Here is a 24,012-nt window from a genome sequence, read left to right on the forward strand (position 1 = left end):
GTCCCTGTACCTCTCTCAAGTTCGCCCCTGGTACGTAACTACAACTCATAGGATTCCCCACTCAAATCCGAAGTCCCAGTAATCCCCACTGTTGCCCATGCAAGCGCAACCGATCCACCAACACGACCTACCAGTGAATCCAATGGTTGAGATGTCACAACCAGTTTGTACTCGCAACCAGTTTGTACTCGCAACCAAGAATCACCACCGAATCGATGACCTTACATTTCCTGGAGCTACCCAAGGTATGGCCCGTCCGATGCCGGGACAATGTCGCTTGTCAGCCGTCACCCCTATCACGACACCGCGCTCCCCGATTGCGTTCCCCGATTGTTAGCCCTCAAGAAGATTGGCGGCACGCCAACAGAACGGTGTTGGTGGCCAGCGACCCCTAGCAATATGAGAAAATGAGTAGTTGCTGGACCAGTCCGGCATCGTGGGTAGCTTCACTCTCGCTAACATCCGAAGTCTTTGGTGAAGTGATCAAGGTTGCTGTAGTACCCGAGTGCTACGTGCTCGCTCGTGGAGCGAAGGGATCAAGACCAGCGATGCGCGCACGGCGTAGCCACGGGCGATCCCTCCGAAAACCTGGTCAGTACACTTGCGACCAGGAACGAGCCGACCCTCCGTCAGCCAGCACCGACTACGACACCAGCAACCCTACCCACAACACCGAGAATTAACGACAATTCTTGCCCTGTACGCGCAACCTAAGAGAGTCCTTAGCTAGATTCAAGGAAATGACTACACATGTTGAGCTCACCACCGAGGACATCAACTTCATCCACGGCCAGGAGCTCTTCTTCGTTGCGACCGCGCCGCTTAGCGATCATGGCCACATCAACTGTTCGCCGAAGGGTCTACGTGATACTCTCTATGTGCCTGATGCCCGACATATCGCGTATCTAGACTTGACTGGTTCCGGGGCAGAAACGATCGCGCATCTACGCGAGAACGGACGGATAACGCTGATGTTCTGCTCGTTCGCTGGAGTACCGAACATTCTACGAATCTATGGCAGTGGACAACCACTCCTGCCGGGTGGATCACGATATGATTCCTTGATCACAAAGTTTCCCGAACGAGAGGGTGCTCGTGCCATCATCTTGATCACCATTGCGAGCGTGACCAACTCCTGTGGCTATGGCGTACCGATGGCCGCCCAGATGCGCCAACGCGACCGGCTTGAAAACTGGCTTGCTGCTAAGGGCAGCGACGGTTTAAAGAACTACCGCAAGCGCCACAATGCCCGTAGTATCGATGGTCTCCCAGCCATACCGTAACCTGCGCAACAGCTAGTCCATCAGCTCGCGTTGCAAGCAACTCCTGCGCCGTCGGGCCAAGGACGGTGACCGTTGGGCCAAGGACGGTGACCGTTGGGCTGTGATGGATCCCGTCGATGGTCTCGTGGATATCTAGTCTCGCCAGGATGGCCGCGCTGGGGTCAGGCTTGTCACCCCTTGACCCAACCCGAGCGCCAGTTTGGCGGCACGAGCCCCTGGCTGACGGCCCGAATACGCGGTCAAATCATTCCAAAAGATACCCCAACCACTGGCGAGACGCTCAGAACGACGGCCGAGGCGAACCAGCGACCGCATCGCAACACGCGTAGCCTTGGGGTGCCCCAGTGCCACACGCTGGATAGTGTAACCGGTGGTCAAAAACTCGCGAAAATGCTGATCGATGGCACGACGATAGGCCGCATCGCCGTTAGCACCCCATCGATCGATCACTGCCGCACACAGCGACGCACTCGTGAGTGCCGCGGCGATCCCCTCGCCCTGGAGTGGGTTCACAAGGCCTGCTGCATCTCCCACGAGATAGACCCCCTCCGCAGCGACTCGTGTACCAACAAGCCCCATCTTCAACCAGCCGCCCATCTCCTGGTGTGTCCCAACCGTGGTGATGATATTGCGATCAACCAGATCCTGTTCATAGCGGTCTAAGAGCTCGCGTGCTCCTTTCGCACGAGCGCGTTGTGCACCAACACCGACCCCAATGCCAAGGTTCAACTGATCGCTGCCCTGATCAAATACCCACCCATACCCCGGAGTCACCATCTCTCGACCCTCTAGCAACAGATCAACGCGGTCCGTGCGTGTGGAACCCGAGACATGTCGCCGTAAGGCAAATCCAAAGAGGACACGGTCAGGATCAACCATCCCCATTGCACGCGCGACAGCAGAGTTTGCCCCATCGGCACCCACCACCACGTCGAAGCCCTCGTCAACCCCATCAAGGTGAACTCGCAAGCGGTTACCCCGCCGCTGAACAGCGCCAACTACCCCCACCCGACTCTCAGCCCCCTCCGAGATCGCCTGGCGGTAAAGAATATCATCAAAGTCCTTGCGCCGGATCGTCAAACCGTAACCACGATGACCTAACCCAGGCCGCGCTGGCATGAGCATCTCATCTCCGTCAAACCCGAGCCACATCGACCCGATCCGATGAGCGTCCCCAGGGAGGGGCACCCCTACCCGCTCCAGCACGGACAGCGCCAACGGACCAACCACATCCCCGCACGCCTTGTCCCTCGGAAAGGTCGATCGATCGACTAGTACGACCTCATGACCGCATCTGGCCAGCAGGAGCGCTGTCAGCGACCCCGCAGGGCCTGCACCAACAACCAGTACCCTCATGAGAAGCTGATCTGAATTACGCGCAGCTGAAGGTCGCCACCTGTGCCTCCACTCGGAAAGGGATCCTTGATGCCGACCTCCCAGTAGAAGCCGTCGTTTCCCGCCTTGGAGGCCAAGATAACATCCTGGCCCTTGGTGACGCTCGCGTTGTAGAGATGCCACCCGGCGTCCGGAAGCGCAGCCTTGAAGAAAGCGAGAACCTGCGCGGGACTCATAGAAGACCGGTACAGAACATACCCATCAAAATTCGTACCCTGAGGGTTAAGATTCTTATAGGTTCTTGGCACCATCCCTACCGGCACCAACAGTGTCTCGGCGATGTTCTTGGGGATCTCGCCGTCAGGACCCAGCCGCTGCAGCTGGGGCAGCGCTGTCGTCGCAGAGCCCGGTATCGGAATTTGCGTTGGCTTTTGACCACCACTTGGAATCGCAGCCAGCGTTCCAATGCTGACCACGGCGATAACCCCTACTCCGACGCTCCAACCTATCACCTTACGTCTGTTCACGTTCTATCTTGTTCCAATCTCACGGACTCAGCCAACTCGATCGGTTCAGATTGCTGTCCCGATTAGTCTCCTATAGGTTACTGGCGGTGTGGCCGAGTGGTTAGGCAGAGGCCTGCAAAGCCTTGCACAGCGGTTCGAATCCGCTCGCCGCCTCCAACATCTGGTGAGTCCGCTGACCGAGCGGCTCACCGCCCGTCCGATCACGCACCGATCCTTCAGTCACCTGATCGTTGCTGCCATCGTGTTTCACGCGGCACCTGTACGTTGGAAGAGCGAGACCAACGCCGCCAACCCGATGAAGGTAGCACCAACGCCGATCGCCCCAGCGAGACCCAAATGAGAATCGGCGATTTGACCAGTAACGAGGGGGCCGAGGCTCTGTCCGACCGCAATCGCTACCGTCGCCACACCCATCGCACCCGTCTGTAACGACGGCGGCAGCACAACACGCGTCACGACCCCAAAAGCGGTAGAACAACTCATGAGCGCAAGTCCAAACAGAATGGCGGCGATTATCTCGACCCACAGGGCCGTGGAGACCAAATAGAGCACTGAGCCGAGCGTTCCCGACAGGTAGATCGACGCTGCCACAAGGCCAGGTCGGTGACCGGCGAGTGGCCGGAACCATATGAATCCGCTGACGGCAGCGACCATACCAAAAAGCACATAGGAAAGCACCACCCTTGACGAAGGGAGTCCCTGATGACTCATAAAGGCGACCTGAAACGTTAAGAAGGCCAAGTAGCCGAATCCAAACAAACCGTAGGCGATGAGAGCCGGCAGCAACGGTCGATAATGACCAAGATGGCGTTCACCTGCAGAACGCACCGGTGGATCACCTACGTACAACGATGCGAGCGTAGCGCCAACCATGGCGAGCAAGGTGATGACCGCCAAAATCGACCAGTCGACCCTCCAGAGGGTCACAGCACGCAAATGAATGGCAGGGATGATCGCGCCGCTCAAAGCGGTACCGAGACCCGCACCTCCAAAATAAACCCCAAGGAGCACTGCTGCGCCCGACCTCGACAGACCTCGTGCAGCTTGCTGGGCGAGCGAAGACCCAATGACAAAGATAGCCGCTCCGCAGAAACCAGAGATGAGTCGCAACGTCAATAGCGGTACGAGGTGAGCACTTACTGGCGTCAATGCAAGTGCGACCACCATGCCAATTCCGCTAGCAATAAATGATCGCCGATTGCCAAATCGATCCGAGATACGCGTCACAAGGAGCGCGCCTCCAAGGTAACCAACCGCATTGACCGTATTCATGGCACCAGCCGCGAAATAACTCCAATGCAACGCGGTGCGCATTGTCGGCAAGAGCAACGAATAGGCAAAACGCGCAAAACCCAGCGAGGTCGCTGCCGCCAACGATAGCCCAAGCGCCACGAGCATGACTTTTGCATCGATACGCCCTGATCCTACGACCGCGCCATCCACCATCACTCCCTACATCGATTGACGTAGGCAAGAATAGACTGGAGACAAGAAAGATGAGGGTCACGATGTTACAATTCAGTGTTCCAACCGTCAGCTGTCATCACTGCCAAGTGGCAATCCAAGGAGAAGTGGGCAAAATCCCGGGAGTACAGTCGGTCACCGTTGATCTTGACACCAAGACGGTGACCATCGAGGGTGATGAACTGCAAGTCGATGCGTTGCTTGCCGCGATCGATGAGGCCGGCTACGATGCCGAACTCATCCAGTAAACAACTTGATCTCGAGCTTTTTGGCATGACATGCACAAGCTGTGCCTCTCGTATCGAACGAAAGCTCAATCATCTTCCCGGAGCCACCGCCACCGTCAACTACGCCTTGGAAGAGGCAACCATTACCTTCGACCCCACCGCTCTTGACACCGACCGCATCTTGGCGGCGGTTCGCCAAGCCGGCTATGAAGCGATCGCAAAAGATCAGTCGACAGTCTCGCCAAAGCTCCAACACCAACGCTGGCCGCTCGTCATCAGCGCTGTGCTAAGCGCCGTACTCCTCGGTACCGATCTCTCACTATGGTCGGTGTCTCGACCGGTTGCTCTGGTGCTAGCCCTTTTGGCGATCGTGCTCGTTGGTCGTGGTTTCCTGATAACCGCAGTGCGCGATCTTCGACACTTGACCGGGGGGATGGACTCGCTTGTCTCCCTTGGCTTTGTCACCGCCTTTACCTGGTCGGCGGTGGTGACGATCGCCCACAAGACAGGCGAGCCAGTCTTTTTCGACGCCGCAGCGATTGTGCCAACCGTCATCTACCTCGGAAGATGGATCGAGGAACGTGCCAAGGTGGTCGCGCGAAGTGACCTCAATGATCTTCAGGCGAAAATCCTCGGTGATGTCGCCGTGACGCGTCAGGGAGTTGCGCTGACGATACCGGCCAAAGAGATCCTTCGCGATGATCTGCTCACTATACGGCCGGGTCAAGTGGTGCCAACCGACATGACCGTTACCGCCGGCGAGTCCGCAGTCGATACCGCCATCATCACCGGAGAATCGGACCTCACACTCGTCGCCCCAGGATCAAACCTCCTGGCCGGATCCATCAACCGTGATCAATTGCTAGAGGGTATCGCGACCACCAGTGCTCAACGTAGCTTCCTGTCGCAACTCACCCAACAGGTAGCACAGGCCCAGGCTAAGAAGGCAAATCTTGAACGCATCAGCGACCGTGTCTCTCGCGTCTTCGTGCCAATCGTTATCCTCATTGCACTAGGCACCTTCTTCGTTTGGCTCACCCAAGGTTCCGCCGTCACGGCGCTGGTTGCGGGGATTGCCGTGCTGGTAGTCGCGTGTCCATGTTCACTGGGTCTTGCTACACCGATCGCGTTTCTGGTAGCCACCTCCCGAGCCGCGCGCAGCGGCATACTCATCCAAAGTCCAACTGTCCTCGAACAAGTACCAAAGATCGACACCATATTTCTCGACAAGACCGGCACACTCACCGATGCCACCCTCTCACTCGATGATCTCCCACCAAAGCTGACCGAAGAGGACAGGGTTTGCATCGCGACAGTCGCCCAGTCCTCAACGCATCCCGTAGCCCGTGCGCTCAGCGCACTATCAACGATCACCGTACCCGTTGAGGCCGTACGGGAGCTGCCAGGTTCAGGTTTGGTTGGTACCGTAGCCGGACACACCGTGACGATAGCGGCGCCACACTTCTTTCATTTGGAGACCACCAAAGCATCACGAATGATCGCATGCCAAATTGATGACCGGCCACCACTCCTATTTTCGCTACACGAGACCCTCCGAGAGGGGGCAAAAGGGTTAGTCGAGAGCCTTCACAACAGTGGCATCGAGATCATTATGCTCACTGGTGATCGGCTGAGCAACGCACAAGTCCTCGCTAACACCCTTGGCATCACCGCAATCCGAGCTGACGTACGACCTGCGGATAAGGCTGCTGCGATCAGAGATGAACAAACCCTCGGGAAGAGGGTGGCGATGGTTGGCGATGGTATCAACGATGCCGAAGCACTCGCGCAGGCCGATCTCGGCATCGCCTTAGCGAGCGGGACCGACATCGCCAAAGCGAGCGCAGATATCACCATTCTCGGTGATGACATCACAAAGGTGCCTGGAGCAATCGCCCTGGCTCGAGTCACACTGCGCAACATTCATCAGAATTTTGCCTGGGCTTTTGGTTACAACGCGATTGCGATCACCCTCGCTGCCCTTGGGATCCTCAACCCCATGCTGGCAGCGGCACTCATGGCAAGTTCCTCGCTAATCGTCGTCATGAATGCACTCCGCCTACGCAGGTGGCGTCTCCAACAAAGATTCGCGCAACCAGCCGGCGCTTCGCCAGAACACCCATTCTCGCCACCGTCAGCCCACGTGCCAGTACAGAACGGTTTTTTGCTTGACACATAGATTGTCGCGTTAGTCGAACGATGACTGCTGATCCTCTACTCGTGTTACAATATTTTCGTCGAGACCGACTTGTTCATTACGAACAAGACCACTAAACTCAACTTATATGAGTAAACGCCAGCTCGACCTCAAGCTCTTGTCCTTCACCTCGATCGTTGCTCTGCTCATTGAGTTCATTTTTGGCACCGCCAATGTATTGTATGTAACAATCACCCCGCATAACCCATGGGGTGCCTCGCACCCCATCGCGATCCTCTATCTTCATGTCATCATTGGCCTCGCTCTGCTCATTAATGGCGTCATGATGATCAACGCTTCCCTTGAACAACCTGCAGCCGGTGCCTTGGGCTACACGATCGTCGGCGTCCTTGGCATTGTCATTGCGATCGCCGCGGGACTTGGGTTTGTCAATGGCGGTGGCCGTTCGAACCTGCTCTCGCTCATCATGGCACTCGGGTTCACGCTCGCGCTTTTTGCCTACGCATTCTTGCTCTACCATCTCAGCCGGTCAACCTCTACGACCAGCGAACCATGACGCCAATTGGCCGCGTGCGGTTCCTGATGAGTATCAGTCACGGCGTTCAGCACGTTGAGGTCCGACCGTCGTTCCTTGATTGGCAACTGTCGGCATAGAACAAGTGGGATGCCCATTACTACCGAGCATTCCTTCGTCTCCGAAGATGCTGCGACCGACCCACGAGCTATAGGCTAACGTTCTTCCTCGCTGGCCATACCAACGAGTATTGACATCACGAGCATTGACATCACCACCATTGCCAACGATCGTTTCCGACCAACCTTTCACATGGCTCTGCTACTCCATCGCAAGCCGACAGAGAACTTGCTGGTCACCTTCGTTCAAGAGAGCAAGACTGCGAACGAAGAAAAGAGCCATCGACAGAGGAGCCTGTACTGCCAACCGTACAGGATTTCCTCTATCTGTCGTGGGCCGTAGAGGACTCGAACCTCTGACCCCTTGCGCGTCATGCAAGTGCGCTACCAACTGCGCCAACGGCCCGTGGGCTACACTCTATAGCATACGGCTCCATATTCGTGCCATCGAGTGCCGACCCCATGCGCGAGACGCCCACGATCACCATGACTGACGTCTAGCACGATCGTCCAACGGCCGACGCGAGCCACAATCCGAACCCTAGCGACCCGATAGCGCAAAACCTCCCATCCCTCACGTCTCCGATAACGAATGCCAAACAGCGACCGTCTGGGAATTGGAAGGCCCCTTTGAACTCTCAGCTACGCAAGCAAAATCGGCAGCGAGATACCAAGAGCGTTGGTCATGGCGAAGGGAGGATGCGTCTCGATCACATCCAAAGACAGTAAGTCGATACGGATTGCAATGGCCAGCGGACACCCTCTTAATGAGCGTTCAACCTATCGGGCTCCCCCTCCGCAGCCTTCTTGGTATGCAAGCACTGGCAGCTATTGACGCTACCTTGCTCATCAGCTACGCGAGATGGTGTGGAAGACGGTCAAACTCGAACCAGAGTGCGTCGATTGCCCTATCCGATTCCACGTCCACGTGTTGGCCCGCGAGCTACGTGAAGGGGCAACTCACGCCCATACCGCCCCAGTATTGGTGTCTGCTCACCGTACGCCGCGAGTGACATCGCCTGGGCGACCCCACGGTTCGATAACGCAGCTGTGACGGCGTCGATTCGACGCCGTCGGCACCTTCGGGCCCCTCAGCATCATTGGGATCGTGGATACGACTCTTGAACCTTGCGAAGGTCCCTCATCAACTGATGGAATCGGTGACACCGGCGCGAACAACGCCCCCCGGGTGCCGCATACCCGGCACGTGCCACCAACCTGATGACAACCACCAGCCCCTATGACTCAATTGGTGACTGCGACACCTGAGTCCATCGTTCCAGGTTCTACCACAATCACATCCCAGCGCACGTCCGATGGCGCTACCACAATGACCCTCTTTGGATAGGGAAACTTGTAAGGGCCGTCAACAACGGTGGCGCCACCTCCGGAGGAATAACACATGGGTTGAAGCGATTCGTTTCCGGGCTCTAACCTGATCTTGAGGTACTGCGTGTTGCCTGTGCAGCTCGCTGAAATAGTCACCTTTGAGTCCGGAAGATAACGCTCAAATCTTGGAGGTTGAGAGCTTACAGTGGGTCCAGGAACCATCTGTGAGCTCACGGGAACGATCTCTGATCCCTTTCCGTGAGCTTCAACCAATACGGTCGCCCCAACTGCGGGGTAGAAGTGTCCGAGCGAAGGATTGCCGGAGAAGTCAACGACTGCGACAGCGCCGATGGCTAACAGCAACACGACACCGACCCACCAATGCTTTCGAAAGAAATACACACTCCGCCCTTGTATTGAAGCGGGGACAGTACCAAGTCCAAGAGCCATCTTGCTTACTCCTTCCCTAGTGCACGGTGCAGGGACTCGGAGGCGCCGTATCGGTGCACGGTATCATCCCCCTGGATCCTGCACAATGAACGATGATCCCGCAACTGGCAGCACCTGCCACAGGTCGCAATCAGGACTCGACAGTACCCGATTCCCCCGTAGCAGAACACCCTTTCCGCCACAGCCTTGACGATTGCATGGCCTGGGGCATGCGTGAACGAATGCGTCCAACTACTGGCCAATCGCGGCACCCTATCAGTCGAGCTCGCAGGCACGGCCTCAGTGTGCCAGGCGGCGCTAGATCCGTCGCAACTCTCTCTCCAGAGGTTGGGGTCAGCGTGTGCGTCAGCTCTTGAATCCAATGACCGATAACCCCGCGACCTCCATTCGGGCTTGATCGAGAACATGCAACAGTCAGATGTTATGGACTCTGTTGCTCGATGCGCGGAGAGGGGCCTTCCAGCAGTGGCATCGTTGGCCCCCGCTTGGATGCACGCCATCTGCCTAACGCTGGTCAAGAGTGAAAACCATGATCGTGCTTCCCAAACCATGTTCGACACCATCGTCATTACCCCTTTATGGTAATCATCGCCACCAACATGTTTGCCAGTTGTCCCTACGAATCTAACACATCGTGCCGACGACTACCCGGCATTATTCATTCATTCCTCAAGTCAGTGACTCCCTTCCCCAATCCCGGCTTGCCGCTATCATTGCGGATACACGGACAAATCTCGGACCCACCTCGTCGATCCGGTGACCTCTACAGCCCTTCAGGTGCACGGAGCCCATCTCTTGTGCCCGAAAGGCAGCACTTGCCCTCGATGGATACGTTCTGATGATGCGCGCGACATCCGATCCCACTGTTCCGGCGCTAGGTCCGGTGATGAGCTCCGGAGGTTCGCATACTGCCGGGATCGCTCACACCGCAAAACCATGCGAACATCTCGCTGTCAATTGCACTACTGCAACCTTGGTCGCCATCAAGCCCACAGACCAAGCATGCCAGGGCCTTCTCGCCATGGAAGCCTTGCGTCGCAGAAGCTCTCCGCCAATGCTCGTCACAGCATCGACGGTTTGACCGGGTACGTCAAGGACTCCGATCATAGGGCTCTCGGTGATGTAGGCATGTGGGCGGCCCGTCAGGCCCACCAGTCGTTTGCTACCTACCACCTGGATCGTGGCTATAGCCCCGATCCAGAAAATTAAGAACTTCCTGGAAGGCCGCAGACGAAGTGCTGCACCTGTTCAATCACGTCAATCACAACGATGAGCTCGTCTTGCTGTACTGGGACAGGAAGGAATCATATCCAATACCCTATGTCAACCGCTCTGAAACCTCATCTCAACCGACAGGGCATTTTCGCTCGTGTCCCGATAACGGGGATTCCCAGCTGCAGGAGGAGAAGTTTTCCTCAAGGCAGGACACCTCAAAGGACCTTACCATACAACGCCTTAGCCAGGACCAACCGGGTCTTAGGCATGTGGTACCCACGCCCAAGATTGGGAAGTTGCACAACCATGCGAACGCGTCCCATCGTGGATAGGCAATGGCGTGTCGATCGCCGAGCTAGCACAGATGACCAAAGTGGGCTGCCAGCCTAACGACGCTTCAGCGCACCGTCGGAATCAGCTGACACATGCGAGACCCCGCCAGGACCACAGTACTGGGGTACTGCCATCGAGCGGACGACGGGATTCGAACCCGCGACCCTCACCTTGGCAAGGTGATGCTCTACCAACTGAGCCACGTCCGCGTTACGATCAACAGTATAACAGATACCCCAAGTTCACTTGCCGTTGTATCCATGGGAACGCGTCCGTATCCCATCTCGGTCAATCTCCGACCATGTAACCTACGACAGAATTGTTGTCAGCTTGCCACCACCGGCAAACGACATACGGCCAGATGTCCGAGTTCGCGCCCACTCTCCGAGATGCTGGGTCAGCGATTGGAGTCAACCGCTCCAACAACCGGCGCGGTGGCACTCCACCGGGAGACTCGTCAGTGATGGCCAGTGTGGCCGAACCCTCCAGCTCCACGTTCCGTCTCCGTTAGTTCGGTTCTCGCCACATACGCAACATCCGCGTAGGGAACCACCACCAGCTGCGCGACGCGGTCTCCTGGAAGGAGTTCTACCGTACTCTCGCCCAAATTGACCAGCAGCACGCCGACCTCCCCGCGATAGCCCTCATCGATAAGACCGGGAGCGTTCAGTACCGTCACGCCAGAGCGCAGGGCAAGGCCGCTACGCGGCACCACCAACCCCATCGTCCCAGGAGCCAGTTCCACTGCGAGTCCCGTGTGGCCGATGCCTCGAGCGCCGGGGCGTAGCGTCAGGTGCTCAATGAGCACAAGATCAGCCCCCGCATCACCGGGCAACTGGCGCACCGGCAGTTGCGCTCCAGGATGGAGCAAGCGTACTGCGATCTCTCTCACGATGAGCGCCGAATCAGCTTCTCGAGATGGTCGATCAATTGATCCTGTCGTGAACCTTGGCGCAGCCATGGAACTCTTCGACTGATCCCCCAAATCGTACAGAGCATCATCGCCTCAATCACGATATTGCTCGACATCTTCGAGCTGCCTGCACGCCGATCATGAAAGGTGATTGGGACCTCGACGATCCGGAAACCTAGCTGGGAGATGAGATAGGCCATCTCAACCTGAAATCCATAGCCGTCAGCACGCACCTGGTCAAGGTCAATCATCTTCAATGCATCAGCCTCATAAGCCCGAAACCCAGCAGTGGCATCGCGAACATCGATACCAAGCATGATCGATGCATAGCGGTTCCCAAGACGAGAGATCAAGAGGCGCAGAGCCGGCAAACCATCAGACGAACCGCCGGGAATGTAACGCGAGCCGATGGCGAGACCAGCGCCATCATCGAGGCCGTCAAGCAACTTCGGTATGACCACTGGGTCATGCGAGAAATCCGCGTCGATTTCAACCAGTGCTGTCGCTCCCGCGCTCAACGCCTCCCGAAAACCTGCCCGGTACGCCGCACCCAACCCAGCCTTGCCAGGACGACGCAGCACACGAACCAACCGATCATCCTTGCTGAGGCTCTCGACCAAATCTGCGGTGCCATCAGGCGAGCTGTCATCAACCACGAGTACCGTCGCAGCGGGGACCGCCTTGCGTATCGCCTCGACGATGTCGAGGATATTGCTGGCTTCGTTATATGTTGGAACGATCACCCAGGGATACTGCGATGCCGTACGACCCATAAGTCCCTTCTTGCTCGTCTTACCTTTATGGTACCCCACTTAGCATACACAGCGAGTAACCTGGCTGTCATGTTGGCATGGATGGATCTTGAAATGACAGGGCTTCTCCCCGAGCGCCATGTCATCCTAGAAATCGCAATGATTGTTACCGACGACGACCTCAATACCGTCGAGGAGTTCGGACCACTTGTAATTCATGCCGACGAGGACGCATTAGGGGGCATGGAGAAGGTCGTCACAAAAATGCACGAAACCAATGGGCTCCTCACCGACGTTCGCGCCTCCACTATCACCCTCGAAGAAGCCCATTCTGCAGCTCTCGCCTTTCTTAAACGGCACTGCCCGAACGCTCGCCAGGTGCCGCTTTGCGGAAACTCTATCGGCACCGATCGTCGCTTTCTCGCCAGATACATGCCTGATCTTGAAAACTGGTTGCACTATCGCTCCGTCGATGTCTCAAGCATCAAGGAACTCGCAAAGCGTTGGTATCCTGGCTTGGCAGAACACTTACCCAAAAAAGACAGCTCCCATCGTGCTCTTGACGATATTCGAGATAGCATCGCTGAACTTGAGTACTACCGCGAGCATCTATTCGTCAAAACACCACGGATCGTAGATGTCGATAATTCGTGACAGACGCACCCGATTGTAGCGTTGAACCGCCAGGAAGGGAACGTTCGCAAGCACGGCATAGAGCACAGGCACGACGACAAAACCTGGGCTGAGCCACAGCGCTGGCAACCACTGAATTACCAACAACCCCGTGTGCACCAACTCCGCTCGCACGGTCTCCAAATACAATCTTGCTAGTGTGGTGTGCTGGCGACTAGCAATGCTTCGTTTAGAGACACCACCCCCAAAACTTCCTGCCTCAGGCAACCGATGCTTCCAGGCGTCAATGAATAGCCTTTTTCGGTACCAGCGTGCCCTTGGCCCACCCAACCACCAAGAATGACGAGCGATCGAGAGCAACGCCGTTAGCGAGAGCCGTGCGCCGAGGAACCCCACCACCACGCTCGTCGCGATCCAGAATGCTATGGCAAGCGCCATGCCGACCACATTGGACACTCAGCGTCTCGTTCTCATTAGCTGACCCTTCCAAGTGGTCTTACCACGGAGCAGATCAACTCCAGACGTCACCACGATCACAAGGAACACCACTAAGTAGAGCACTTGGAGTATCACACCGGTCCACTTGAACGAACCGATACGTCGAGCTACCAGCACATTGATGACGAACATCAACCCCACAACGGTGAGGGCTCCGACCAGCTCACTTGGCGCAGCGGTAACCAGATTTGCCATTGCCGAGAGCTGCGCAACAATCATCAGGGTCGCCACCAATGCACCGATGCCGCGCACACTGAGAGCGCCGATAGCGACGTTCTTGCGAAACCCCTCAAGTAACTGCCAGAACCCATTCGGATACATCCGAAACTCGATCCAACCTCGCCCCTCATAGAGGACGGTATGCCCACTGGCGTGTCGGAACTTCTCTCCCAGGGCTTGGTCATCGAGCACCGAGTCGAGCACAGCTGCGTGCCCGCCGACACTGTGGTATCGGGCTACTTGACAACAAAGCACTGGACCAAAGGTAGCCGATGAGTAGGGATGACCTAGCGCCCCGAACGCCCCTGAGGCGATCAGAGCGACCAGGTTAGGGAAAAATGCAAATTGCTCGTACCAACGCTCCATCCGATGATAAGGCTGCACGCTGATGAGATCATTCGGTCGACTCCGGGCGGCGGAGACCAACCGAGCCAACGCATCAGCCCCTACTAGATCGACGTCAGCATCCAAAAAGACCACCGTCTCGGTCGACTCCTTGGGGGACCAAGCGCTTAGGGCGCCTGCCTTTGGATTATTGCCACGACGCTGGTCGAGGCGAACGACCTCGACTCCCAATGATCGTGCAATGGCGCCAGTCCCATCAGTTGAACGATCGTCGATCACGGTCACGGAGGAGATGACCCCCCTTTGAGCGCTCAAGCTGGCCAGCAACTTTGCCAATGAAGTCGCCTCGTTGTGTGCAGGAATCACAACCTCAACCCCAACGAGCGAAGCACTCTCAAAGAGGGATCGATCAACCCGAGGAGGAATTAACAACCTCCAGGCAAAATACACCTCCCCCACGACCACCAACAACGGCCACAGAACCGCAATGGAAAGCACCAAATCAAAGCCGATCAACCATGGAGCGCAGCTGTCTGAACGAACCGATTGGATCTTGCCCAATCGGGGTCACCATCAACGTAGTCACTCCGGCTCGGGCAAAAGCCTGAACACGCTCCTGAACGAAACCCGCGCTACCGACAAGGTTCATCCGCTCCATCAGCTCATTCGGTACAAGTTGGGCTGCTTTCTCTCGTTCCCCGCCAAGATAGAGGTCTTGAATTTGCTCTGCTAGGTCGCCATATCCATAGCGTCGAAACAGGTCGTTATAGAAGTTCTTGGTCTTTGCACCCATGCCCCCAACGTAGAGTGCCACATATGGCCGTGCGAGATCAAGCAGATCCTGGCTGTTGTTCTCAATAGCGAGCAAACCTCCCGCAACGATCTCAAAATCACCGAGATCAGCGTCTCGAAGACGCAGTCCCTTGCGCACCGATTCGCCCCACACCGATTCCGCCTGCTCGGGAAGGTAGAAGATAGGCAACCAACCCTCCGCGAGTTCGGAGGCTAACGCCACATTCGCAGGTCCGATCGCCGCGAGGTAGATCGGTACTCGTGGTCGAACTGGCTCGGTAATGAGTTTGAGCGCTTTGCCCAACCCAGTACCGCCTCGAAGCGGAATTTGGTAGATACCATCAGACTCCAGCCGCTCACGGCGCCACACCTTCCGACAGAGCCCGATGAGCTCCCGCGTCCGAGCGATCGGTCGATCATAGGCAACCCCATGCCAACCCTCGATCACCTGAGGACCAGAGGCTCCAAGACCAAGAACCGCGCGCCCACCTGAAACGTAATCAAGTCCAGCCGCGGTCTGTGCAATCAACGCAGGCGTACGAGAGTAAATAGGAAGAATGCCAGGCCCGAGCTCGACACGTGTCGTTTTAGCCGCCAAATAGCCGAGGATAGACACGGTGTCGAATCCATAGGCCTCCGCGACAAAGACGATATCGAGTCCTGCACTCTCGTAGCGAACGACCTCCTCAACCATATCAAGAATATTCCCTGCATAATTAATCTGCATCGCTAACTTCATCGTGCCTCCGTCTTCACCATTTCCCTATCTCCGCCATGACATTATCGCTACAATGTCCCTATCGCTTACAATGTCCCTATCGCCATAACGTCCCTGTCTCTGCGAACCTCAGCCCTCATCGCCAGTCTACGTTACCAAAGGCCACGACTTTGGTCATAGCGATGAACACGTCACTAGGCTGATGTTGCTGGCAAATTCCCCAACGGCGCTCCACCATCGAAGGGCCTCACATCACGACCGGGCGACAGACAGGATAGCGATATGAAGCGAGTGGTAATAGTGGCGATGGTGCTCCTCCTCATCGCGGGCTCCTCACTCTTCCTCTTTACCCCCACACAGTCCCCAACATCACCACCCGTGCATGATTTGACCATTCCCGCTGGTGATCCAAACTGGGAAACAGCCTGTCATTCGGCGCTGATTCCTGACACAGCACCGGCGTGCATGCGAGCTGCTCTCTTCGACCTCAACCTAGCGCGACGGACCGAGGGCCTCTCGCAACTGACGCTTCCACGAGCTTTCGCCACATTCAATCAGGCTCGCCAAATCGTCTATCTTGCCAATAGTGAGCGCTCGATCAGGAAACTCCCCACCGTTGAGGAGTCGTCACCCCAACTTGACCACCTGGCCCGCCAGGCCGCCACCCAAGCACGAGACCCGTCCATCCCGGCATCGATGAACGGAGGCTCTGACTGGGCAGGCAACTTTCCGAACGCCATCGTCGTGGTTTTCATGTGGATGTACGAAGACGGATATCGCTACACCAATGGAGGGGGTGGATCTAACCTCGACTGTCAAGCCCCAAAGGCGAGTGGATGTTGGGGGCATCGCGCCGTCATTCTGGAGGACTCCTCCACCAATACTCGCTATGGAGCCGCCTTCACGACGCAGCTCGCACCGTCACAAGCCCTCAAGTATGCCGACTCGTACACACTAGAGTTCGCCGGGGCCCCTGCGCTCTTTGCACTCGGCAATACTAGTCAACTCGCCTACACGATTGTCGTCATTGCGCTATTGATGATCGTGATATCGATGGTCTCATGGTTTGCTCGACGTCATCGCCGTCGAGATGACCGCCACATGGGGCCTCCCCCGCCGCCTGACCTGTCTTGGTCATGATCTTCACAAGTGTCCCGACTGCACACAGCGGGCGATCTCTGACCGAGAGATAGCCGCTCTCGCGCAGCGATACCACCGAAGTTATCTCCCCACTCGCCAACGATAGGACCCGAGGCAGCAACCCACCCGGCCCCGAACCTTGTCTCTAGCTAGTGCAAGTACCTGCCGGACGGTGCTAGAAAATATCCACGAGGTGTCCTACCGGTCGCATCGGCCCCGGTACGACACCTCGTTAACAGGCTATGGCGTGGTACGCTGCGACTCGTAATCTGCGCCTCTCGTGATCTAAGCCTTGGGATCTTTGGCAAAGCGTAGGTAAGACTTCACCTCACGGAAGCCTTCGAACTGCTTGCGTGCCGCTTCAGCACTGACAGAGTTGGCAACGATCACCTCGTCACCAGGCTTCCAATTCACCGGGGTCACCACAGGAAATGCATCGGAGAGCTGCAACGCGTCCAAGACCCGCAGAATCTCCGTAAAGTTTCTGCCCACCGAGGCTGGGTACGTCATCTCGAGGCGTAATTTCTTGGCAGGATCGATAATGAAAACGGAGCGGACCGTGAGCGTGTCCGATGCATTCGGGTGGATCATACCGTAGAGAGACGATACCTTCCGATCAGCATCCCCGATCATCGGAAACCCAACCGCATGTCCTCGCACCTCTTCGATATCTGACTCCCACTTCAGATGACTCGCAACGTCATCGACCGAGAGACCTATCACCTTGGTGGATCGACGGTCGAACTCTGGTTGTAGACGTGCTACCTCACCCAGCTCTGTTGTGCACACCGGGGTATAGTCCTTGGGGTGGGAAAATAGAATACCCCAGGAGTCCCCGAGCCAATCGTGAAACCGGATCCTCCCTAATGTCGTATCCGCCTCAAAATCTGGAACAATATCACCTAACTGGACCACGATAGCCTCACTTTCTTCTGTAAGGAGAACCCATTCAGCGCTCTCCCCTGACCATTATTTACACTCGGGTGAATACAAACATGCGAACCGCGCGATTGCAATACCGCTACCACCGACGAGCTCCGTGACAACCGACTAACCGCGATTCCGACTATCATTCGCGTCACCACTGTCATCTACCACGAACACCCTGGACTTGACCCTCTCGCATCAGGCCGAACACTCCTACCAACGAGTCTAGTTGCTCCAGCGAGGGCAGCACTTTGCGAGGGTAGCACGTACCGGTCCGGATCATCGCGACTGTGGCGTTGGTGAGTGGCGGGGCTCAGTGTCCGTGAGCGAAAGCTAAGACTCCAGAGGCAGCCAGTTGGACTGCGATGGCGGCCAGGAGGAGACCAAAGACCCGAGAGAGCAACTCAATACCCCCTTCGCGTAACAGCCGGCTGAGATGCACGGAGAATCGAAGTACAACTAGGAGCACCACCATCACCACAACGATCACGACACCGAGCCCAAGCGCATTTCCCACCGAATGCACCTCACCCGCGAACACCAAGACCGTCGCGATCGCACCTGGGCCGGCAATCAAGGGCGTTGCGAGGGGAACCAGTGCCACATTCACCTTGGACTGTGCCGTGAGTTCCGCTTGCTTCCCCGTCAAAAGCTGTAACGCTACAATCAACAACAACAGACCACCAGAGACCTGGAGGGCGGGCAGCGAGATGCCAAGATAGCTCAGGATCTCTCTGCCGAAACCGGCGAAGACGGCTAGCACGGCGGTCGCCACCAACACCGCCTCAAGCGCGAGTCGTTGACGCGCCTTGGTGCCTTTACCTTGGGTCACCACAAGGAATGTTGGCACGTTGCCAATCGGATCCGTAATCACGACGAGCGTGACAAAACTCTCCACCAGGAACTTCGTATCCACCGTTATACTGCCTTTTTGAGCGCTACCACTCGCCGAACCAAAGTCTGAAGAAACCCTCAACCCTGCTGATACAAACCGACTACCCGTCACCCGCGTACGAACTATACTCTTGACTACTCGCTAGGGAAACCGCCGCGAGACTGGCCTGGTAAAAGCTATGGCCAGGCCAGCATAGCTGCAATTCACACGAGGAGGTGTCGGTTGGCGAGTGCCAGGCATACAAGGTCGAAGGGGTCACACCGCGGCCGCAATGCTCTAGTGATCGGCGGTGGCATCGTTGGAGGACTGCTGATCGCCGCTGGCATCGTGATGGCAATCAACTGGCCAAAGGCATCCCTCTCTTCCTCCTACACCTCGCTCGGCAAATTGACCACTTCGGGAGCCCACCAACGGGTTCTTAACGTCGCTGGATCCGTTGGTCAACAGCCTATTCCGGTAGAGCTCCAGGATGGAGAGGTCCTGCCAACCAAGGACATCTCCACCGGCGTGACGACAACGATCACGGTAACCCTACAGCGTCCTTCCTGGATCGCTTGGATCGCTGGCAAGACCCAACGACTGACACTTACCAGCCATACTCCCCGTGCGCGCCTCCTCGATCCTGTGGCGATCGCATCTTCAGGTCAATCTGTTCAGTCTGAATTCTCGAATCCCGTCAGCGTTGTTGCCTACTCCTTCCACTCCACCACAAAGTATGTGAAGCTCACCAAGGCGACCAGCCACGTCGCCATACCTGGTTCTTCTCACAGCGCCGCCGGGTCGCTGCAGGTGGCGGCTGTCCCTGACCCCTGGGAGACGCTCCCAGCAGCGTCCAACATGGTCTTTTTCCGCCAAACCGGTTCGACACCTGAGGCGATCATCAGCCCAGACCTCAACAACCTTTCCCCCGAGGCGACGATCACCATCACGCTCTCCCGACCGGTGACAAAGGTCTTTGGGAACAAGCTCCCTACCATCAGTCCCACCGTCCAGGGCGCCGACCCTGTGAAGGGGACCTGGAGTGAACCGACCCCCTACACTCTCACCTTCACACCAACAACGGGTGACTTCTGGCCATCAGAGAGCTTCACCATGACGACCCCTGCCTCGGTCGCCGTTGTGAGTCCAACCGGTGCCCGTGGAGCCACAGGAGACACGCTCGCGTTGAGCGGTGCGCCGATGTCCATGCTCCGTTTACAGCAGGTATTAGCCCAGCTCAATTATCTACCCGTCTCCTTCACCTCATCGACCTCCGTTGCCTCAACCGAAGCAGCTCAGGTCAGCGCCCTCCAGTCGCCACCGCAAGGCACCTTCAACTGGCGCTGGACAATGCCTACGCAGCTCACCTCCCTTTGGAGCCCTGGGAACGCCAATGTCATCACCAAAGGCGCAGTCATGGCATTCGAGGACTTTAACGGCCTCAATTACACCAACGGTAGCGGTTGGGCCAATAACCCATTGCTCTGGCCGACCCTGATCAAGGATGTCATCTCCAACAACGTTGACCCGCACCCCTATGCGTGGATTCAAGTGCAAAAGGCACCGCTACCTGAGACCCTTTATCTCTGGGAGAATGGCAGTGTCGTCTTGACCAGCCCGGCGAACACCGGTATTGCAGGACTCAAGACTACGAATGGCACTTTCCCGATCTACCTGCGCTTCAAAGAAAATTACATGAGTGGCACCAATCCAAACGGCACCACCTATCACGATCTGGTTCACTGGATCAATTACTTCCTCGGATCAGAGGCGGTCCACGGGTTTGTGCGAGCACAATACGGCTTCCCGCAGAGTCTCGGCTGCGTCGAACTCCCTGTGCCCACGGCGGCCGTTGTCTTCCCTCAAGTTCACATTGGAACGCTCGTTACGGTGATGCCGTCTTCATAGCCTTGATTTGATCACCCTCTGCTTGTCCATCCGCTACAACTGTGGGGTTGTCATGACCCTGTGCGAGTACCAACCGTCGGCACCATATGAATAGGGTTCGCCTCGTCGCCGCCGACACAAGGAGCCGACCTCGGTGAACCGAGGGTTAGCAACAGCAAATAACTGACCCCTCCAGAGAGCTCTCGCTACCGGCCTCGCTCTGTGGAGCTCCAATCGCCAGCATCGACGCAAATTCCGTGCGCTGTCTCCCCCTCAACGGGCACCACATTCCCCGGTCTCCTCGAGGTAGGACGACCCCTCAATGCGCATGATATCCAGGTCCTGTCCAACGTAAAGATTGTGGCTCGACTACGGTAGTAGGCATGGCGAAGTATACGATGAGCGCTATCAAAGCAGATCTCAGTGCGGTGATGGGCAAGGAGGCAATACTTAACGGAAATATTCCTGAGGCCTACACCCACGACGAGGCCCTGGAACTCGATCCCATCGATCCCCTCGGCGTGGTCTTCCCAACCTCCGATGAGCAAGTGGCCGACCTCGTCGACTATGCATCCCACTCCAACATCGCACTCGTCGCCCGAGGATCCGGTACCGGCCTCTCGGGAGGAGCGCGACCAGTTACCGACGGACTCGTCGTGAGCTTTGAGCACATGAACCGCATCCTCTCCATCGACACCATCGACCAAACAGCGAGAGTCGAACCGGGCGTCACCCTCGCCCAACTCGAAGAGGCGCTAGCCGGAACACCCTACTTCTACCCTGTCTATCCGGGAGAGATGTCAGCCACCCTCGGCGGCAACGTCGCAACCAACGCTGGCGGAATGCGAGCCATGAAGTATGGGGTGACACGTCACAATGTACTTGGACTCGCGTTCGTCACTGGGAGCGGAATCAGAGCTCGGTCGGGCGGCGCGTATGTGAAGACGAGCTCTGGCTATGACCTCACCCAGCTCCTCATTGGTTCGGAAGGAACGCTCGCATTGGTCACCGAAGTCCTCGTACGTCTCAGCCTCCGCGCACACACTCGAACGCTGATCTTGGCGAGCTTCCGGAACTTTGAAGATCTCGCCAACGCAGTCGTGAGCATTCCCGAACGCGGCCTACTCCCCAGCATCTTGGAGTACGTCGAGGCGACCGGTCTCGCTGCGATGGCCCAACACGCAGGTGTGAGCCTCGGCGTGAGCGCCAACGTCGCCGCAACCACTAGTGCCTACCTCATGATCGAACTCGAAGCCATGAGCGACGAAGATCTCTCGTGGCAACTCAATGAAGTGATGGGGCTGCTCAACGTTCATCATTCCACTGAACAGTACCTGCTCGATGAGGGTCAACGTCAAGGTCTGATCAACGCCCGCGAAGCGGCATTCTGGACCGTCAAGGCCCTTGGGGCAACAATCATACTCGATACGGTGGTGCCCCGTTCACAACTGGCCACACTCTTCGCTGGCGCCGCCAGCTGCGCTCGCGAACACGACACCCTCCTTGTTGGCACCGGGCACGTCGGTGACGGCAATGTGCACCTCTCGCTCTTTGCGTCCGATCCCGTCGAGTGCCATGCGGCAGCAACCGCCATCGTACACCTCGCGACCAGCATCGGTGGTGCCGTCTCCGGCGAGCATGGCATCGGAGTGGCCAAGCGACAGCTCTTCCTCGAGCAAGAGCCACCTCCTCGCCTCGGTCTCCTCCACTCCATCAAGTCCGTCTTTGATCCCGACAACCTACTCAACCCTGGGAAGCTACTATGACTACCGGAGCACAACACCTTCTCACCGGCCTGCGTGATGGTGGTGTCGAGTATCTCTTCACCAATCCGGGCACCACGGAAATCTACTTCGTCGCCGCGCTTGGACTATCGCGCACCCCTCGTCCTATACTCACTCTCTCTGAAGGTGTAGCGGCGGGAGCTGCTGATGGCGTAGCGCGGATGACCGGACGTCCTTCTGCCATTCTCCTCCATCTCGGACCGGGCCTCGCCAACGCCATCGCCTCGCTACATAACGCCAAGCGCGCACACTCTCCAGTCGTCGTCATCGTCGGCGACCATAGTCCAGCGGTCAGGGTCCAGGATCCGCCGCTTGCATCCGACATCGAGGGCCTTGCGCAGACCTTCTCAAAGACGGTCCTCCGCGCGACCCCCGACCAACATCCGCGCCATATCGGTGCTATGGCAAGTTACCTCACCCTCGAAGACATGCCAGGGATCGTCACCGTGATCGTGCCGAGCGACCTCTCCTGGGGTAACTTTGGACAGATCGCCCCTTTGGCCACTCGCCCGTCGCCCGTGGTCGGGCTTGACACAGCGACCATCGCTCGGGCACGGGTAGCGCTCGATGACCCCACTGGGACAACAACCGTCGTCGTCGGAGGTGACCTACTGACTCGCGACGGTCACGAAAGCCTTCACCGCCTGACCAGCCGAGAACACCTTCACCTATGGACCAACACCTTCCCCACTCGGATCGATCGTGGCCCGACAACACCCCCAATCCGGCGCCTACCCTACCTGCCGGAGATGGCGATAGCGGCACTCGAAGGCACCCGACACGTCATTGTCATCGGAGGGACACCCCCTGTCCCCTTCTTCGGCTATCCACATCTGCCGGACCGCTTGGTGCCCGACGGCTGTGAGATCATCACGGTCACCACAAATCCAATAAGGGCCCGAAGTGCCACCGATCAGTTGCTGACGCCTCACAAGGCCACCCCGCTTAACGCTACCGCAGCCCCTATCCATGACGCAGCACCCTCTGCACCCGACCTCGCCGGTCCACTCAACGCCAGCAACTTTGCCTCGATTGTGGCGCATCTCCTTCCGGGAGAGGCGATCGTCGTCGACGAAAGCAATACCCTTGGCATCAACCTCGAAGAGGCTACTGCTGATGCACCCCCACATGCATGGCTCCCTGCACTCACCGGCGGCGCGATTGGTCACGGTCTCGGGCTTGCGATTGGGGCGGCACTCGCTGCCCCCGATCGTCAGGTTTTGGCCCTCATCGCTGACGGATCATCGCTCTATGCACCCCAAGCGATCTGGACCCATAGCGCCCAAGGACTCAACATCGTCACCATCATACTGATCAACAGGAGCTACGGCATTCTCCACTTCGAACTCGACCGCCTTGGCCCCGACGCTGCGAATGAGGAGGCCGAAAAACTTCTTTCGCTTGATCACCCTCCTCTCGATCACGCACGACTCGCCGAGGCCTTCGGGGTACCAGCAACCACCGTAGAGAGTGCAATGGAGTTGCACGATTCCTTGCAGCGAGCACTGCAGTCACGGGGTCCCTCTCTTATCGCTGCAATCTTCACTACCTGATGGCACTATGCCACAACCCCGCG

General features: G+C 57.4%; 20 protein-coding genes and 3 tRNA genes. 10 read left to right on the plus strand and 13 right to left on the minus strand.

Annotated features, from left to right (window positions below; all coding sequences use genetic code 11):
* Window positions 1–740 precede the first annotated feature (740 nt).
* Complete coding sequence (locus M7Q83_RS09345) at window positions 741–1,283, plus strand: pyridoxamine 5'-phosphate oxidase family protein (protein WP_298337879.1); 543 nt, start codon at window positions 741–743, stop codon at window positions 1,281–1,283.
* Window positions 1,284–1,415: 132 nt separating this feature from the next.
* Here the strand turns inward: M7Q83_RS09345 and M7Q83_RS09350 are convergent, their stop codons facing one another.
* Window positions 1,416–2,639 (minus strand): geranylgeranyl reductase family protein, encoded by a 1,224-nt coding sequence (locus M7Q83_RS09350; protein WP_298337881.1) that lies wholly within the window; start codon window positions 2,637–2,639, stop codon window positions 1,416–1,418.
* A complete protein-coding gene (locus M7Q83_RS09355; RefSeq protein ID WP_298337883.1) occupies window positions 2,636–3,145 on the minus strand; it encodes a hypothetical protein in 510 nt (169 codons plus the stop codon). The genes M7Q83_RS09350 and M7Q83_RS09355 overlap by 4 nt, the downstream gene beginning before the upstream one ends.
* Before the next feature lie 82 nt (window positions 3,146–3,227).
* Between M7Q83_RS09355 and M7Q83_RS09360 the strand changes: the two genes are divergently transcribed.
* Window positions 3,228–3,301 (plus strand) — tRNA-Cys (locus M7Q83_RS09360).
* A gap of 90 nt (window positions 3,302–3,391) precedes the next feature.
* Here M7Q83_RS09360 and M7Q83_RS09365 read toward each other — a convergent pair.
* A complete protein-coding gene (locus M7Q83_RS09365; RefSeq protein ID WP_298337885.1) occupies window positions 3,392–4,588 on the minus strand; it encodes a YbfB/YjiJ family MFS transporter in 1,197 nt (398 codons plus the stop codon).
* Window positions 4,589–4,653: 65 nt separating this feature from the next.
* Between M7Q83_RS09365 and M7Q83_RS09370 the strand changes: the two genes are divergently transcribed.
* The 3 genes from M7Q83_RS09370 to M7Q83_RS09380 all read left to right on the plus strand — a co-directional run bounded on the left by M7Q83_RS09370 (window position 4,654) and on the right by M7Q83_RS09380 (window position 7,550).
* Complete coding sequence (locus tag M7Q83_RS09370) at window positions 4,654–4,857, plus strand: heavy metal-associated domain-containing protein (RefSeq protein ID WP_298337887.1); 204 nt, start codon at window positions 4,654–4,656, stop codon at window positions 4,855–4,857.
* A gap of 25 nt (window positions 4,858–4,882) precedes the next feature.
* The gene (locus tag M7Q83_RS09375) at window positions 4,883–7,015 is read left to right on the plus strand and encodes a cation-translocating P-type ATPase (RefSeq protein WP_298337889.1); all 2,133 of its coding nucleotides are present in this window, start codon (window positions 4,883–4,885) and stop codon (window positions 7,013–7,015) included.
* A 106-nt stretch (window positions 7,016–7,121) separates the two neighbouring features.
* Window positions 7,122–7,550, plus strand: a complete 429-nt coding sequence (locus M7Q83_RS09380; RefSeq protein ID WP_298337891.1) for a PucC family protein — start codon at window positions 7,122–7,124, stop codon at window positions 7,548–7,550.
* 410 nt (window positions 7,551–7,960) lie between these two features.
* Here the strand turns inward: M7Q83_RS09380 and M7Q83_RS09385 are convergent.
* The 5 genes from M7Q83_RS09385 to M7Q83_RS09405 all read right to left on the minus strand — a co-directional run bounded on the left by M7Q83_RS09385 (window position 7,961) and on the right by M7Q83_RS09405 (window position 12,640).
* Window positions 7,961–8,033, minus strand: a tRNA-Val gene (locus tag M7Q83_RS09385).
* Window positions 8,034–8,872: 839 nt separating this feature from the next.
* Complete coding sequence (locus M7Q83_RS09390) at window positions 8,873–9,406, minus strand: hypothetical protein (RefSeq protein WP_298337893.1); 534 nt, start codon at window positions 9,404–9,406, stop codon at window positions 8,873–8,875.
* A 1,684-nt stretch (window positions 9,407–11,090) separates the two neighbouring features.
* Window positions 11,091–11,163 (minus strand) — tRNA-Gly (locus M7Q83_RS09395).
* Window positions 11,164–11,411: 248 nt separating this feature from the next.
* The gene (dut, locus tag M7Q83_RS09400) at window positions 11,412–11,846 is read right to left on the minus strand and encodes a dUTP diphosphatase (protein ID WP_298337896.1); all 435 of its coding nucleotides are present in this window, start codon (window positions 11,844–11,846) and stop codon (window positions 11,412–11,414) included.
* Window positions 11,843–12,640, minus strand: a complete 798-nt coding sequence (locus M7Q83_RS09405) for a polyprenol monophosphomannose synthase (protein WP_298337898.1) — start codon at window positions 12,638–12,640, stop codon at window positions 11,843–11,845. Before M7Q83_RS09405 ends, dut begins: the two co-directional genes overlap by 4 nt.
* A gap of 81 nt (window positions 12,641–12,721) precedes the next feature.
* Here M7Q83_RS09405 and orn point away from each other — a divergent pair, with 81 nt between their 5' ends.
* Window positions 12,722–13,273, plus strand: a complete 552-nt coding sequence (orn, locus tag M7Q83_RS09410; protein ID WP_298337994.1) for an oligoribonuclease — start codon at window positions 12,722–12,724, stop codon at window positions 13,271–13,273.
* Here orn and M7Q83_RS09415 read toward each other — a convergent pair.
* The 3 genes from M7Q83_RS09415 to M7Q83_RS09425 are packed head-to-tail and all read right to left on the minus strand — an operon-like array spanning window position 13,229 to window position 15,845.
* Window positions 13,229–13,708: a hypothetical protein gene (locus tag M7Q83_RS09415; protein WP_298337900.1), complete on the minus strand. Its 480-nt coding sequence runs from the start codon at window positions 13,706–13,708 to the stop codon at window positions 13,229–13,231. The two genes, orn and M7Q83_RS09415, sit on opposite strands and share 45 nt — an antisense overlap.
* The gene (locus M7Q83_RS09420) at window positions 13,709–14,875 is read right to left on the minus strand and encodes a glycosyltransferase family 2 protein (protein ID WP_298337902.1); all 1,167 of its coding nucleotides are present in this window, start codon (window positions 14,873–14,875) and stop codon (window positions 13,709–13,711) included.
* Entirely contained in the window at window positions 14,817–15,845 is a 1,029-nt protein-coding gene (locus M7Q83_RS09425) for an LLM class F420-dependent oxidoreductase (protein ID WP_298337904.1), read from the minus strand. Before M7Q83_RS09425 ends, M7Q83_RS09420 begins: the two co-directional genes overlap by 59 nt.
* Window positions 15,846–16,106: 261 nt before the next feature.
* On the opposite strand from M7Q83_RS09425, the gene M7Q83_RS09430 reads away from it, so the two are divergent.
* Entirely contained in the window at window positions 16,107–16,964 is an 858-nt protein-coding gene (locus M7Q83_RS09430; RefSeq protein WP_298337906.1) for a hypothetical protein, read from the plus strand.
* 285 nt (window positions 16,965–17,249) lie between these two features.
* Here the strand turns inward: M7Q83_RS09430 and M7Q83_RS09435 are convergent, their stop codons facing one another.
* Entirely contained in the window at window positions 17,250–17,882 is a 633-nt protein-coding gene (locus tag M7Q83_RS09435) for a peroxiredoxin (protein ID WP_366526396.1), read from the minus strand.
* A gap of 322 nt (window positions 17,883–18,204) precedes the next feature.
* Entirely contained in the window at window positions 18,205–18,807 is a 603-nt protein-coding gene (locus M7Q83_RS09440; RefSeq protein WP_298337910.1) for a MarC family protein, read from the minus strand.
* Between the two features lie 201 nt (window positions 18,808–19,008).
* Between M7Q83_RS09440 and M7Q83_RS09445 the strand changes: the two genes are divergently transcribed.
* The 3 genes from M7Q83_RS09445 to M7Q83_RS09455 all read left to right on the plus strand — a co-directional run bounded on the left by M7Q83_RS09445 (window position 19,009) and on the right by M7Q83_RS09455 (window position 23,989).
* The gene (locus tag M7Q83_RS09445; RefSeq protein ID WP_298337912.1) at window positions 19,009–20,673 is read left to right on the plus strand and encodes a L,D-transpeptidase; all 1,665 of its coding nucleotides are present in this window, start codon (window positions 19,009–19,011) and stop codon (window positions 20,671–20,673) included.
* A gap of 362 nt (window positions 20,674–21,035) precedes the next feature.
* The gene (locus M7Q83_RS09450; protein WP_298337914.1) at window positions 21,036–22,418 is read left to right on the plus strand and encodes an FAD-linked oxidase C-terminal domain-containing protein; all 1,383 of its coding nucleotides are present in this window, start codon (window positions 21,036–21,038) and stop codon (window positions 22,416–22,418) included.
* Entirely contained in the window at window positions 22,415–23,989 is a 1,575-nt protein-coding gene (locus M7Q83_RS09455; RefSeq protein ID WP_298337916.1) for an acetolactate synthase large subunit, read from the plus strand. Before M7Q83_RS09450 ends, M7Q83_RS09455 begins: the two co-directional genes overlap by 4 nt.
* Window positions 23,990–24,012: the final 23 nt, after the last annotated feature.

It is taken from the genome of Ferrimicrobium sp. (assembly GCF_027364955.1).
Taxonomy (GTDB): domain Bacteria; phylum Actinomycetota; class Acidimicrobiia; order Acidimicrobiales; family Acidimicrobiaceae; genus Ferrimicrobium.